Source organism: Pseudaeromonas sp. HNCC25DJ182 (genome assembly GCF_055413365.1).
This window is the reverse complement of sequence record NZ_JBVAYG010000018.1, coordinates 24418-37035: the sequence shown is the minus strand read 5'-3', so window position 1 is coordinate 37035 and position 12618 is coordinate 24418. Positions and strand designations below refer to the sequence as shown.

12 protein-coding genes and 1 pseudogene are annotated in these 12618 nt (G+C 59.5%); 6 read left to right on the top strand and 7 right to left on the bottom strand.

Annotated features, from left to right (window positions below):
• Window positions 1–168 precede the first annotated feature (168 nt).
• Complete coding sequence (locus ACZYUB_RS14020; protein ID WP_463948824.1) at window positions 169–1011, bottom strand: hypothetical protein; 843 nt, start codon at window positions 1009–1011, stop codon at window positions 169–171.
• Between the two features lie 114 nt (window positions 1012–1125).
• On the bottom strand, window positions 1126–2022 hold the full coding sequence (locus ACZYUB_RS14015; protein ID WP_463948822.1) for a LysR substrate-binding domain-containing protein: 897 nt from the start codon (window positions 2020–2022) through the stop codon (window positions 1126–1128).
• Window positions 2023–2134: 112 nt separating this feature from the next.
• Here ACZYUB_RS14015 and ACZYUB_RS14010 point away from each other — a divergent pair, with 112 nt between their 5' ends.
• Both ACZYUB_RS14010 and ACZYUB_RS14005 read left to right on the top strand, forming a co-directional pair.
• Window positions 2135–3313, top strand: coding sequence for an MFS transporter (locus tag ACZYUB_RS14010; RefSeq protein WP_463948820.1), 1179 nt, complete (start codon window positions 2135–2137; stop codon window positions 3311–3313).
• Between the two features lie 257 nt (window positions 3314–3570).
• A complete protein-coding gene (locus ACZYUB_RS14005) occupies window positions 3571–4611 on the top strand; it encodes a diguanylate cyclase domain-containing protein (RefSeq protein WP_463948818.1) in 1041 nt (346 codons plus the stop codon).
• Window positions 4612–4813: 202 nt separating this feature from the next.
• Here ACZYUB_RS14005 and ACZYUB_RS14000 read toward each other — a convergent pair whose 3' ends face one another.
• From ACZYUB_RS14000 to ACZYUB_RS13990, 3 genes and pseudogenes are all read right to left on the bottom strand, one after another.
• The gene (locus ACZYUB_RS14000; protein ID WP_463948816.1) at window positions 4814–5914 is read right to left on the bottom strand and encodes an alkene reductase; all 1101 of its coding nucleotides are present in this window, start codon (window positions 5912–5914) and stop codon (window positions 4814–4816) included.
• A 141-nt stretch (window positions 5915–6055) separates the two neighbouring features.
• On the bottom strand, window positions 6056–7630 hold the full coding sequence (norR, locus tag ACZYUB_RS13995; protein WP_463948814.1) for a nitric oxide reductase transcriptional regulator NorR: 1575 nt from the start codon (window positions 7628–7630) through the stop codon (window positions 6056–6058).
• A 136-nt stretch (window positions 7631–7766) separates the two neighbouring features.
• A pseudogene (locus ACZYUB_RS13990) lies at window positions 7767–8366 on the bottom strand (SanA/YdcF family protein); the annotation flags it as partial.
• 617 nt (window positions 8367–8983) lie between these two features.
• On the opposite strand from ACZYUB_RS13990, the gene ACZYUB_RS13985 reads away from it, so the two are divergent.
• The 4 genes from ACZYUB_RS13985 (at window position 8984) to ACZYUB_RS13970 (ending at window position 11579) form a co-directional block, all read left to right on the top strand.
• A complete protein-coding gene (locus ACZYUB_RS13985; RefSeq protein WP_463948812.1) occupies window positions 8984–9283 on the top strand; it encodes a BufA1 family periplasmic bufferin-type metallophore in 300 nt (99 codons plus the stop codon).
• Window positions 9284–9372: 89 nt separating this feature from the next.
• Window positions 9373–10230, top strand: coding sequence for an MNIO family bufferin maturase (bufB, locus tag ACZYUB_RS13980; RefSeq protein ID WP_463948810.1), 858 nt, complete (start codon window positions 9373–9375; stop codon window positions 10228–10230).
• Window positions 10227–11048, top strand: coding sequence for an HvfC/BufC N-terminal domain-containing protein (locus ACZYUB_RS13975; protein ID WP_463948808.1), 822 nt, complete (start codon window positions 10227–10229; stop codon window positions 11046–11048). Before bufB ends, ACZYUB_RS13975 begins: the two co-directional genes overlap by 4 nt.
• A 3-nt stretch (window positions 11049–11051) precedes the next feature.
• Window positions 11052–11579 carry a DoxX family protein gene (locus ACZYUB_RS13970; protein ID WP_463948806.1) on the top strand — a complete coding sequence of 176 codons (528 nt, stop codon included), beginning with the start codon at window positions 11052–11054 and terminating at the stop codon, window positions 11577–11579.
• Window positions 11580–11627: 48 nt separating this feature from the next.
• Here the strand turns inward: ACZYUB_RS13970 and ACZYUB_RS13965 are convergent, their stop codons facing one another.
• Together ACZYUB_RS13965 and ACZYUB_RS13960 are read right to left on the bottom strand one after the other, a co-directional pair.
• Window positions 11628–11831, bottom strand: coding sequence for a zf-HC2 domain-containing protein (locus ACZYUB_RS13965; protein ID WP_463948804.1), 204 nt, complete (start codon window positions 11829–11831; stop codon window positions 11628–11630).
• The gene (locus tag ACZYUB_RS13960; protein WP_463948803.1) at window positions 11825–12457 is read right to left on the bottom strand and encodes an RNA polymerase factor sigma-70; all 633 of its coding nucleotides are present in this window, start codon (window positions 12455–12457) and stop codon (window positions 11825–11827) included. Before ACZYUB_RS13960 ends, ACZYUB_RS13965 begins: the two co-directional genes overlap by 7 nt.
• Window positions 12458–12618 lie beyond the last annotated feature (161 nt).

Here is a 12618-nt window from a genome sequence, read left to right as displayed (position 1 = left end):
CCTAAATAGAGGCGGCCGAATTCGTCATTCGGGGGCCAGACCAGAATAGGGATTACAAGGAGCGTGCCAGGTAGTTTTATTGAATATAAACAATAAGATATGTTTGTTAATGGATTGTTGTGCGTCTATTTGACCTGGCAAGAATCTGAGTCATATTGACTCTGGGTGTTATTTTGACTCGATTCCGGGACGGGCCTGGGTCTGCTCGCGTAGCTGACCAATTTTGTTCCAGAGCTGCTCCACCTGCTGACTATGTTGCCGGTAGTAAAAGGGGTTAAACACCAAAAAGTAGTCCTTACGCAGCAAGGAAATGGGCAACTTCTCGAAGCGTCCCGGAAACTGTGCAATGGCGGCATCACCGGATTCCTCCAGTGTGGCATAAGCGCAGATCCGGCCTTTTTCCAGACGTTTGAGATTCTGTTCACTGCCATTGGCACCGCTGTGGGGGATGGCCTGTTCGTCCAGATAACCGCCAATCGACCACCCCTCATTGAATCCAACCACACAGGCGTGCGGGGTGAGCGTTTGCCCATCCCAATCGACATCGGCACCCTGACGCCGATAGAGCACATAATTTAAGGTTGCCAGGCGCCGACTGGCATCGAGGCGACCATCCCGCTGCGGGTAGATCAGCTGCTGGTTGCGGGCCTTGGTCCAGGAGTAGAAGAGGGCGCCATCACTCTGTTCGTGGATGGTGGCATGGAGGACGCGCAGATTTGGCAGCCGCTGCCAGACAATCAGACACCCCAACTCGCGGGCGGCTTGGGTCACCAGTTGGAACGCGCTGCCTTGAGGCTCGGCACTGGGCACATTCCGCTCGATATAGGGCGGGATCGGCTCGTCGTGGTAACCCAGAGTGATCAGGCAGGTTGCCTGCGCCTGGGCAAGGAGCAGCCCGGCGAACAGTAAGGACAAGAGTCCGTATCGTCTGGCGATGGGCGCGACATCTTGCTTGCTATCAGGACGGGCAGGGCGCCGGGATATAAGCCGGACATGGGGTTGCAAAGCCATAGGATCACCGGTGCTGAAACAGACCTGTTAAGAGTATAGATGCCGACCCGATCCGGGTTGGCTGCGAAGTGAGTGCTTCATGGGGCAGGCGAAGTCACATCATGAAGCGCTCTGTTAGTGGTTGCCTGCAGCCAGCTTCTCGCGCAGGAAATCCAGCCAGACCCGTAATCGCGGATTGCGCTGGGCATCGGAGTAGAAGACCGCATTGATCGGGCGCGAGGCGCCGCTGTTGGAGCGCGCCAACACTTCGACCAGGGCGCCACTGGCCCGATCGCTTGCGGTCATAAAATCCGACAAGCAGACCAGACCCTCTCCGGCCAGAGCCAGCTGACGCAGGGTTTCGCCGCTGCTGGCGCGGATCTGGGGGGTGATCGGCAGCCGATCACCATGCTCACCGAGCAGCGGCCAGTGGTTGAGATGCTCCGGGGTGATAAACCCCAAGCGCTGGTGATGCACGAGATCGGCTGGCAGGTGCGGCGTTCCGGCGCGGGCCAGATAGGTCGGCGCCGCCAGAATGCGCAGTCGCGAGTGTCCCAGCGGCATGGCACGCAGCGAAGAATCCGTCAGCTCTCCGATCCGGATGGCGACATCGATGCGGCGCTCCAACAGGTTGATAAAGCCATCCGAACTTTCCAGATGCAGCTCTATGTCCGGATAGCGTTGGCGGAATTCACCGATGATGGGCACCAGTTGATGCAGGATAAACGGCGAAGCGGCATCCACCTTGAGGATCCCGCTGGGGTGCTCCCGTCGGGCCAGCAAGTTGCTCTCGGCGGCGCTCATTTCGTTGAGGATCAGCGCCGCGCGTTCGTAGAACCATTCCCCTTCGGCGGTCAATGTGATCCGCCGTGTGGTGCGATGGAGCAACACGGTGGCCAGTTTGGCCTCCAGTCGTTTGACGCCACGGCTGACCACCGAATTGTCGATGCCCAGATTTTCTGCCGCCTGGCGAAAACTCCCGGCTTCCACCACGGCTACATAGAGGGCCAATTCATCGGAATGGGTCTTCATTGCTGCTCCAGTAACATTTTATTTCTGATTTTATCGTCATTTTTGCACATAAAGCAGCCCCCCATACTAGGCGCCATCGGTTTATATCGCTCACTACAGCTAGGAGAATGTTATGCCACTGGCGCTTTTTGCCCTTACCCTCAGTGCCTTTGCGATTGGCACCACGGAATTTGTGATTGTCGGTTTGCTGCCGACTATCGCCTCACAACTGCAAGTCACTCTGCCCTCGGCCGGTTTGCTGGTCAGCCTGTATGCCTTGGGGGTTGCCATCGGCGCGCCTCTGCTCACGGCGATGACCGGGAAATTACCCCGCAAGTGGCTGCTGGTTGGTCTGATGGCCTTGTTTACCCTAGGCAATCTTCTGGCCTGGCAGGCTCCGGATTATGGCACCCTGATCCTGGCTCGGGTGCTGACCGGCTTGGCCCATGGCGTCTTCTTCTCCATCGGCTCGACCATTGCAACCAGCCTGGTGCCTAAAGAGAAGGCGGCCACTGCTATCGCCATCATGTTCACCGGTTTGACGGTCGCGCTGGTCACTGGAGTGCCGTTGGGAACCTGGATTGGGCAACTGTTCGGCTGGCGGGAGACCTTTCTGGTGGTTTCGGCATTGGGTCTCATCGCCTGCGTGGGCAGTTACTGTCTGATCCCGGCCAACCTGCCACGGGGCGCTACGGCATCCTTGCGGGAGCAACTGACCGTGCTGACCCAGCCTGCGCTGCTGCGCGTCTATGCCAAGACGGCGCTGGGCTATGGCGGTGCCTTCACCGCCTTTACTTTCCTGGCGCCGATCCTGCAGCAGGTCAGTGGTTTTTCAGCCTCCAGTATCAGCTTGATCCTGCTGGTGTATGGGGTTTCCGTGGCGGTGGGTAATATCTGGGGCGGCAAGTTGGCCGATAAGAAAGGTGCGCTCCCGGCTCTCAAGATCCTGTTCTCCGGTCTGGTTGTTATTCTGTTAGCCCTGACCTTCACCGCCAGCCATCCGCTGCTGGTGGTGTTGACGGTGTTGGTGTGGGGGGCTTTTGCCTTTGGTAATGTGCCCGCGCTGCAGGTGCTGGTGGTGCAAGAAGCCGAGCATCATGCGCCGAATGCCGTGGATGTGGCATCGGGGTTGAATATTGCGGCCTTCAATATCGGGATTGCCATTGGCTCTGTGGTCGGTGGTCTGGTGGTCGAGCATCTGGGACTGATGCACACCCCTTGGGTGGGGGCCCTGATCGTGCTGGCGGCGCTGGGATTGACGCTGGTCAGTGAGCGCCAACAACGACAAGGCGCGGCTATCCTACCGGTTTGAGTCTGAGTTTGTCATCGGCCTTTCTTATTCCGCGATCACACTTTTTTACGATCACACTTGGCGCCGCAGCTCCCTGCGGCGTTTTTTTATGTCCTGAAGTTGTGGATATCGCTAACTAACCGTCTTTTATTTCATCGCTCACAACGATATTCTCGATGACGGAAAATCTAGTTGATTCAACCGGTTTATTGGAGTTTTCCAGAATAACGATCGAGTCCGGAAGCCCGGGTGATAGATATGGGTCATGGTGTCCCGGAATGCGTGCAGTCAAGAAGGATGTAGTCGAGATGGTGTCAGCCCGTCAGGCAGATGAACAAGAGATGCTGCTTATGAACTCGCAATCCGATATGACATCGGTATCCCCCCACGAGTTGGCGGCGCTAAGGTCTCAACTGGCCCAGCTCGAGCAAGAAAACCGGTTGTTGCATGAAAAGCTCAATGCCGCGCTGGATGGTACCGGGCTCTGTCTGTGGCAAGGAATTATTCCCACCGGAGAACTGACGGTTTTCAATTTGCAGCATTTTGAGCATGGCCAGATGGCCCCGCACTTTGAGCTCTGGCGCGCCAAGTTACATCCAGAGGATGCTGCGGCCGCGCTGGAGAGCTACTTTGGCCATCTCAAGGGGCAATATCCCTTCTACGAAGCCGAATACCGGACTTTGTCGCCGGATGGCTCGGTAACCTGGCTGTGGGATCGGGGTCGGATCATCGAGCGGGATGCCGATGGATTGCCGTTGCGCATCATGGGCGCCCATGTCGATGTGACCCAGCGCAAGGAGTATGAGCTGCGGTTGGCTCAGCAGGTGCAGAGCGAGCCGCTGACCGGACTCTATAACCGGCAGGCGTTCTCCGAGGCCAGTCAGTGGCGGATGGCGCAGGTGCAGGAGGTCGCGGCCTTGCTGTTTATCGATCTGGATGACTTCAAGGCGGTCAATGATTCCCTGGGCCACTCCTGTGGCGATCGACTGTTGTTACGGGTTGCCGACTGGCTGCGGCATGTGACGCCCCCTAGTGGTTTGCTGGCACGCATGGGTGGGGATGAGTTTGTGATCTATCTGGATCAGCAGGTCAGCGAAGCAACCGTCCGCCAGTTAGCCGAACAGTTATTGGCCCATAGTGCCGACTATCAGGAGCTGGATGGTCAGCCGATCCAGATCGGCATGAGTATCGGCGTAGCCTTGTGGCAGGGGAACTGTGTGGGTTACGACCAGGCGCTGGATTGTGCTGACCGGGCCATGTACCAGGCCAAACAGCTGGGCAAGCATGGCTATCAATTAAGCTGGCTGAGCGCGCCATAACCCTGCGATGTTCCTGGCCCCCATCTTGGCTGCCGTAGCTTTCCGCTGCGTGCCCCTGTTTTTCGTGAATGAATAGGCGCGAATCGGTTTATTTTCCCTCCGCCTCCTGTCTCACTCTTTAGTTTTAGGCGATCAGAAAACCCAGGGCGGCCTAATGGCCGCCCTGGGTGTCTGCGGTTGTCGAACTTCTGGCCTAGCTCCCTTAAGAATCACTGCGCGGGTAGTCGGTCAGGCCGTGGGCACCACCGCCAAACAGAGTCGCCGGATCATGAGGGGTCCAGGGCCGCTGATGCTGGATGCGCTCTGGCAAGTCCGGATTGGCGACGAAGGGACGGCCAAAACCGATCAGATCGGCCCAACCGGCGTTAATAGCGGCGCGAGCCCGCTCGGCATCGTATTTCCCGGCATAGATGAGGGTATTGGGAAACGCCGCGCGCAGTGCAGCCTTGAAGGCATCCCGCATCACGGGGGCATCGTCCCAATCGGCTTCGGCAATATGCAGGTAGGCAATATCCAGCTCTCCCAGCAGGGCGGCGGCGGCGGTGTAGGTCTCCTCCGGATCGGCATCGACGGTGCCATTGAGGGTGGTGAGTGGTGCCAGCCGGACGCCCACCCGCTCGGCACCAATTTCAGCAATCACGGCGCTGGTCACCTGGCGCAGGAAGCGCAGGCGGTTTTCCAGGCTGCCGCCATAGCTGTCGGTGCGGGCATTGGAGCCGGAGTCGAGGAACTGATTGATGAGGTAGCCATTGGCGCCATGCAGCTCGATGCCGTCAAAACCCGCCTCCATCGCATTGCGGGCGGCTTGACGAAATTCGGCAACCACTGTGTCGATATCCTGCTGGCTCATCGTCCGAGGTGCTGATACTTCAACAAAACCCGGCTCGGTACTGCCGTTATCGATAAATACCCGCACGCCTTCGGCCTTGATGGCCGATGCCGATATGGGTTGGGCACCGCCAATATTATCGCTGTGAGTGACCCGGCCGACGTGCCAGAGCTGGGCAAAGATGAGCCCGCCCTTGGCGTGGACCGCATCGGTGACCAGACGCCAGCCGGCTACCTGCTCGGCACTGTAGATACCCGGTGTCCAGGCGTAGCCCTTGCCCAAGGGGGAGACTTGGGTCCCCTCACTGATGATGAGGCCGGCACTGGCGCGCTGGGCATAGTATTCGGCCATCAGGGCATTGGCCACATCGCCGGGCTGACTGGCCCGGGAGCGGGTCATGGGCGGCATGACAATGCGGTTGGCAAGTTGGAAATGGCCCAGTCGCAGCGGGCAGAACAGGGGATCCTGAGACATGGTATGGCTCCTCAATGGCTGACTCGTCAGCACCAATGGATAACAGATGCCTCACTCTAGCGTGCTGGGGAGCGGGGAAAAACCGGAGCAGCCGCAAATGATTGCTGTCCGACATGCAGCAATCGGCTATGGCGCTGCGGTTTAAGCCAGTCCCAAACGTTTGGCCAAGCGATTGAGATTGGCGCGATCCAGCTGCAGCTCGCGGGCGGCGGCACTCCAGTTACCATCCTGGGCATGGAGCGCCTGCAGGATGCGCTGTTTCTGGTAGGCATCGACGGCATCGCGCAGCGGCAGCTGATCCAGGGTTGGCGTAACGGAGATGGGGGGCTGCTCTGCCGCTCTCGCATCCGATGGAGCGGGCTCAGGGTGGCTCTGGGCGTGCAGATCCAGCTGTTCGGCGCGGATCAGCGGCCGCTGGGCATTCTCCCGCGCCGCCTTGAGGCTGGCGCGCATCAGCAGGTGCTCCAGTTCGCGTACATTGCCCGGCCAGTCATACTCCCGCAGCCGTAGCAGTGCCAGCGGATGCAGGCCAATCTGTTTGAGCCCCAACTTGCTGCGGGCCAGATCGAGAAAGTAGCCGCACAGCAACTCCAGATCGGCGATGTGCTCGCGCAGCGGCGGCACGGCGATGGGATAGACCTTTAGCCGGTGGAAGAGATCGGCACGAAACCGCCCCTCGCGTACCTCCAGCTCCAGATCCCGGTTGGTGGCCGCCAGCAGCCGCACATTGACGCGGTGCGGTTTGTCGGCACCGACCCGCTGCACTTCCCCTTGTTGCAGGGCGCGCAGCAATTTGGCCTGCAAACTCAGCGGCAACTCACCGATTTCATCGAGGAACAGGGTGCCGCCGTCGGCCAGTTCGAACTTGCCGGCCCGATCACTGATGGCGCCGGTAAAGGAGCCCTTGAGATGACCAAACAGCTCGCTCTCGGCAATCGACTCCGGCAGAGCCGCACAATTGACATGGACCAGTGCCTGCTCGGCCCGGCGAGATTGGGCGTGCAGGGTGCGGGCGACCAGCTCCTTGCCGGTGCCGGTTTCACCGGTGATCAGCACCGCCAGATCGGTGGCGGCGACCAGGCGGATCTCCTCCCGCAACTGCTGCAACAGGGGACTATGACCGATGAGCTCTCCCTCCCGGCGCTGGGCTTCCTGCACCAGCTCCCGGGCCAGGGCTTTTTGTTGCTCGCTGGCCTGCTCCAGGGCGCGGATCAGCGCCACATTACGCAGGGTGGCGGCCGAGAGCGCGGCAAAGGCGGCCACTGTCATATCGTCGATGCCATCGAAGGCTCCTGGGGTCAGCGCATCCAGGGTCAGTACGCCCACCAGTTGCTGATCCACATACAGGGCGCAGCCCATGCAGGCATGCACATCCGCCTTGCGCTCTGGATCATTGGCCAACCAGCCATCGAAGGGGTCGGGCAGCCCGGCCTCATCGGGGAAGCGCACCGGGTCGCGGCTTTCCAGGATCCGCGCCAGTCGCGGATGCTCGCGGGGAATGAAGCGTTGCCCCATCAGCTCGGGGGCCAGGCCGTGCAGGGCCACCGGCAGGAGCTCACCTTCCTGCAACTTCAACAGCGCCACCGCATCGCAGGGCAATACATCGCAGATCGCCTGCACCAGACGCTGGTATTGCAACTCGCCGGGCATCGAGGTCGACAAGCCGACGGCGATCTGGAGCCAGGCTTGATCGCGCGGTTGCGGGTGACGACTCATCGGAACTACCTCGATAAAAGCGGGTTATGACAGGGGGCTATGCTACCGAAAGCTGGCTCGGGAATACACGTTTGTGCGGCCGGTTTTATTGGCTCTGTGATGGAGCGGACAGTGTAAAGGCGCGCAATGGCGCTCAACCGATCAGCACCGGCTCGCCGAGGAACTTGGGTTGTTTGTCGAGGATGTAGACATCCAGCAGACACAGCACCCGCGCCATCAGTTCGCGGATGCGGGTCTTGAGCCCCGAGTAGGCATCCACATCCCGGGCATTGAAGCCGATGGCCTGAATGCCGAAATGACGGGCCAGATAGAGAGCCCGTTCATTGTGAAATTGCTGGGAGACTATGGTGTAGCTGCGTTGTCCGAACACCGCATTGGCGCGGACTATGGAGTCCAGGGTGCGAAAACCGGCGTAGTCGCTGTAGATGCGCTCGGCCGGGATCCCGGCGCGGATCAGGGCGCGGCGCATCTCGCGGGGTTCGTTGTAGCTCAGGGTGGCGTTGTCGCCGGAGACTAAAAAGTAGGAAGCCTTGCCCTGCCGGTAGAGCTCGGCGGCGGCGGCGATGCGGTTGTGAAAGTACTCGTTGCGCCCGCCATCGCTGAGAAAGCGCGAGGTGCCCAATACCACGGCGACCTTGTTGTAGGGGATGAGCGCCGCATCCTGATAACTGTATTTGCGCATATCGGAGACCAGATAGTCCGCCAGGATCACCAGTAGCACGGATAACAGCAACAGGCTCGCTGCCGTCCAGCCCAGCAACTGCCAGACCCGGCGATGGTGGGCGAGTCGGATGAGCCGTTGGTATCCGGCAGACATCCCCTGACGCAGGGCGTCGCGAAGTCGTTGCCGGGAGTGGAGTTGCTGTGACATCGCTGCTGGTTGGGCTCCCGATGTGAAACCGGATGGCGGCTATCCAGTTTCCTTCAAAGACGCCCTCAGGGTACTACCCCGAAGGAAGCGGGTAAACGGTTGCTCATCCCTCCGGGCGTTACAAGGGGCTGATTGCGCAAAAATGCGCCACTGCGGTGTGACTTTGCCATCATCCCCAGCACTAATGGTTAGCTCAACAGGGTACCTCGCCTTCGTGAACGCACTGACATCGGAAACTCACTGGTACCGGAGAAGACCCTGGCCTTTTTATGCACCCGCCATGTGCGGGGCTCACTGGGGTTGGCGGAGCCGGTTGGCCGGGATCGCGCGAGTAAAAAAAGTTAAAAGTTAGTGTAAGAAAACTCAAGGTGACTCCGACTATGTCACAGCAAGAGAAGAGAATCGGCGAATTTGGCTTCTCCTCTCGACTGCCATGACCCGGGCCAATGCCCACCTTGATTGACCTCTACAGGAGCTCCACCATGACCAAATCAACTGCTGCTGCCACCCTTGCCCTGGCGTTGGGATCCGTACTGACTGTCGCGGCTGTCCCGGCTTTTGCTGCGGATACCGCCGGGATGGAAAAATGTTACGGCGTCGCCCTCAAGGGTAAGAATGATTGCAAAGCCGGGGCCGGGACCACCTGCGCCGGCACGGCGAAGATGGATTATCAGGGCAATGCCTGGAAGATGGTGCCGGCAGGAACCTGCGTACAAACCGCATCCCCGACATCGCCGACTGGCATGGGGCAATTAGACGCCTTCCAGGCCAAACAGGGCTGAGCGGCCATCACGGAGGGAAGCCGACCATGAATACTGTGAGGCTCCATCATATGCGGCCTGTTGCTTCCTCATACCAACACGGAGGGGCGATGCCCCTTCGTGCGGGAATAGGCCTCAAACCTGAACATTTTATCGAGATCCTAGAGACTCGACCCGCGGTGGGCTTTTTTGAAGTCCATGCTGAAAATTACATGGTCGGTGGCGGGCCATTTCATCATTACTTGACCCGGATCCGCGAGCTGTATCCCTTATCGATTCATGGCGTCGGGCTATCCATCGGCGGGGAGCAACCGCTCGACCAGGCCCACTTGCAACGCCTGGCTGCCCTGCTGGATCGCTATCAGCCGGAGTTGTTCTCCGAGCATCTGGCTTGGGCCAGCCATGGCGGGCACTTTTTGAATGACCTGTTGCCGCTGCCCTATCACGCCGGGACCCTGCAACGGGTCTGTATGCATATCGAGCAAGTGCAGGAGACCTTGCAGCGACCCTTGCTGCTGGAAAATCCGGCGACCTATCTGGAGTTTGCCACCTCGGATCGCAGTGAATCCGAGTTTATCCGCGACATTCTGCAACGCACCGGCTGCGGCTTGTTGCTGGATGTCAATAACGTCTATGTCTCCAGCATCAACCATGGCCGAGATCCTTATGCCTATATTCAGGCGCTGGCCGGTTTGTGGATCGGCGAAATCCATCTGGCTGGATTTGCCAGGGACTGGGATGCGGCTGGCGATCCGCTGCTGATCGACAGCCATGGCGCTCCCATCGCCGAGGCGGTGTGGCTCTTGTATGAGTTTGCCTTGCAGCAGTTGGGGCCCGTTCCGACCCTGATTGAACGGGATCAGAATATCCCGTCACTGGCGACCCTGTGCGCCGAGGCGCAACAAGCTGAACTGCGTCTGGCCGGGGCGGCTATCCGGCAATCGCCACCGCAGGCGATTGCGCTATGAGCGGCCAGCTGGATTTTTATCAGGGGGTAGTCGATCCGGAGCGACAATTGCCGGCGGGGCTCCACACCTGGAATGGCTCCGATCCGGGTCGCCGCTTTGCTGTCTACCGCAACAATGTACTGGCGTCATTAATCGATGCCTTGGCGGATAGTTTTCCGGTGGTACAAGCCCTGGTCGGGGAGCCATTTTTTCGAGCCATGGCCCTAATCTATGTGCGGGAGTACCCTCCTGAGTCGCCCATTCTTGCGGAATACGGCGATCGACTGCCGCCATTTATCCATCAGTTTGCTCCAGCTGCTGCCGTACCCTATCTGGCCGATGTTGCGCAGCTGGAATGGTTGCGCATCCGGGCGTTTCACAGTGCGGATGGCTCTCGTGTCGCTATGACCACACTGGCGGCGGTCTGGGCTGATGTCGAGCACTTGCCGGATCGACGACTCATCCTGCATCCGTCGTTGCAACTGATCCGTTCACCCTATGCGGTGGTCTCTATCTGGGCCGCCCATCAGGGGGATGGAGCACTGACGACGTCGCCCCCAGTCCAGCAACAGCTGGCAAGCTTGAGACTCGATGATCCCCAACAGGCGCTGCTGCTGCGAACAGGGCTGACCGTAGATCTGATCCCTGTGGATGCGGGAACCCATGCGTTCATTACCGGTTTGCAGCGCGGGCTGACGCTGGGCGCGGCCATGGCACTGGCCAGCCAGCAGCATGCCGGATTCGAGGTAACCCCAGGCTTGACGCTTCTGATCCAGCAGGGGGCCGTGATGGGCTTTTCTGACCCATTGCCCCATTGTCCCATGAATCCCGGGAGATAAGAGATGAACAACCCGACAGAGCTCAAGCGGGCTGGAATCAGTCGCGTATTCGCCATCATCGCCCTGCTGCGTGACGGTTGTCAGCGCATTCCGGACAGTGCTATCGCCTTACTGGCGCGTTTTTCCATCGCCGCCATCTTCTGGCAATCGGGGCAGACCAAGGTCGAAGGCTTGGTCATCGATCTGCTCTCGGGGACTGTCGAGTTGGGCTGGCCCCGGCTGAGTGATTCGGCCCTGTATCTGTTTCGGGAGGAATATCGTCTGCCACTGCTCGATCCGGAAGTGGCGGCACTCGTCGCGGCCTCGGCGGAACATCTGTTCCCTGTGCTACTGCTGCTGGGGTTGGGTACCCGCCTGGCGGCGAGCGGGTTGCTGGTCATGACAGCGACCATCCAACTGCTGGTTTACCCGGATGCCTATGCCACCCATGGCGTCTGGGCGGTCGCGTTATTGTTTTTGCTGGCCAAGGGGGCGGGGCGCTTCTCGCTGGATCATGGGTTGGCGCGCCGGTATGGTGTCACCGCGCTCTGAGTCATCGGCAAGTCCTTGTGGATGCTTGCCGGGTCAAGATGCTCCGACTCAAGAGTGGGAGTCATCCTCCGGCGGCTGTTTTCCCTGCACATACAGCTGGGTGATCTGACGGATGGAGCCCATCTGTTGGTCAAAATTGCGGCAGCCGCTACACATCATCAGATGTAGTTTCAGCATCATCCGTTCATTGAGGGTCAGAGGCCGATCCAGGCTTTCCGAGAGTAGGCGCGTGGCCTCGCGACAGTTCAGCATGATGACTTCTGCTCCATAAACCAGTGGCTATCCAGACACTCGCGTAACCGCATGCGGGCTCTGTAGAGCATGACATTCAGATTACTCAGCGAGATCTCGACGGCGTTGCAGATCTCGTCGGATTCCAGCTCGATAAATTCACGCATCATAAAGACGCGGGCCTGAGCCCCCGGCAGATTCTCCAGACAGGCCTCGAATACGCGCCAGAATTGTCCCTCGCGCACCGCCTCGTGGGGATTTCCCCAATCGCCCGGCCGCTCGTTGGCAGGCCAATGACCACGCGCATCGAACAGGGCGGCAAAGTCCTGTTCTTCATCCTCACTGCGCAGCAGACTGCTGGCGTCGGTGACGCGCAGCTTGTACCTCAGGGTATCGGCAATCTTATGCTTGAGAATGGCAAACACCCAGGTCTTGAGTGCCGCCCGGCCGCCGAAGGCTCGGGCATTCTGCAAGGCACCGGTGAGTGCCTCTTGTACGGCATCTTCCGCCAGCGCATGGTCAGCCAGTTGCAGCAGCGCAAATCGCAGCATCTGCTGGCGCAGATTGGCCAGAAATTGGTTATCAAGTAGCTGCAGACTCTGCTCGCCCGGGTTGCCGTCGATCACAGTGGGTGGTCCTTCTGTCATGATCATTCCTTGCGCCAGATAGCCGCTGAGCTCTGGTCCTACTGTAACGGGGTGTATCGCAAAGCGATAGCCTATAACCGCCGAATCAACGAGGAGTCAGAGGCAAAACTGATCACCGAGATAAGAGATCGCCGGTGGGTGAGCGAAAAAATGTCACCTAT

Coding starts and splice junctions, on each gene's coding strand:
- ACZYUB_RS14020 (WP_463948824.1), bottom strand. CDS start 1,011: ATGGCTTTGCAACCCCATGTCCGGCTTATATCCCGGCGCCCTGCCCGT.
- ACZYUB_RS14015 (WP_463948822.1), bottom strand. CDS start 2,022: ATGAAGACCCATTCCGATGAATTGGCCCTCTATGTAGCCGTGGTGGAA.
- ACZYUB_RS14010 (WP_463948820.1), top strand. CDS start 2,135: ATGCCACTGGCGCTTTTTGCCCTTACCCTCAGTGCCTTTGCGATTGGC.
- ACZYUB_RS14005 (WP_463948818.1), top strand. CDS start 3,571: ATGCGTGCAGTCAAGAAGGATGTAGTCGAGATGGTGTCAGCCCGTCAG.
- ACZYUB_RS14000 (WP_463948816.1), bottom strand. CDS start 5,914: ATGTCTCAGGATCCCCTGTTCTGCCCGCTGCGACTGGGCCATTTCCAA.
- norR (WP_463948814.1), bottom strand. CDS start 7,630: ATGAGTCGTCACCCGCAACCGCGCGATCAAGCCTGGCTCCAGATCGCC.
- ACZYUB_RS13985 (WP_463948812.1), top strand. CDS start 8,984: ATGACCAAATCAACTGCTGCTGCCACCCTTGCCCTGGCGTTGGGATCC.
- bufB (WP_463948810.1), top strand. CDS start 9,373: ATGCCCCTTCGTGCGGGAATAGGCCTCAAACCTGAACATTTTATCGAG.
- ACZYUB_RS13975 (WP_463948808.1), top strand. CDS start 10,227: ATGAGCGGCCAGCTGGATTTTTATCAGGGGGTAGTCGATCCGGAGCGA.
- ACZYUB_RS13970 (WP_463948806.1), top strand. CDS start 11,052: ATGAACAACCCGACAGAGCTCAAGCGGGCTGGAATCAGTCGCGTATTC.
- ACZYUB_RS13965 (WP_463948804.1), bottom strand. CDS start 11,831: ATGCTGAACTGTCGCGAGGCCACGCGCCTACTCTCGGAAAGCCTGGAT.
- ACZYUB_RS13960 (WP_463948803.1), bottom strand. CDS start 12,457: ATGACAGAAGGACCACCCACTGTGATCGACGGCAACCCGGGCGAGCAG.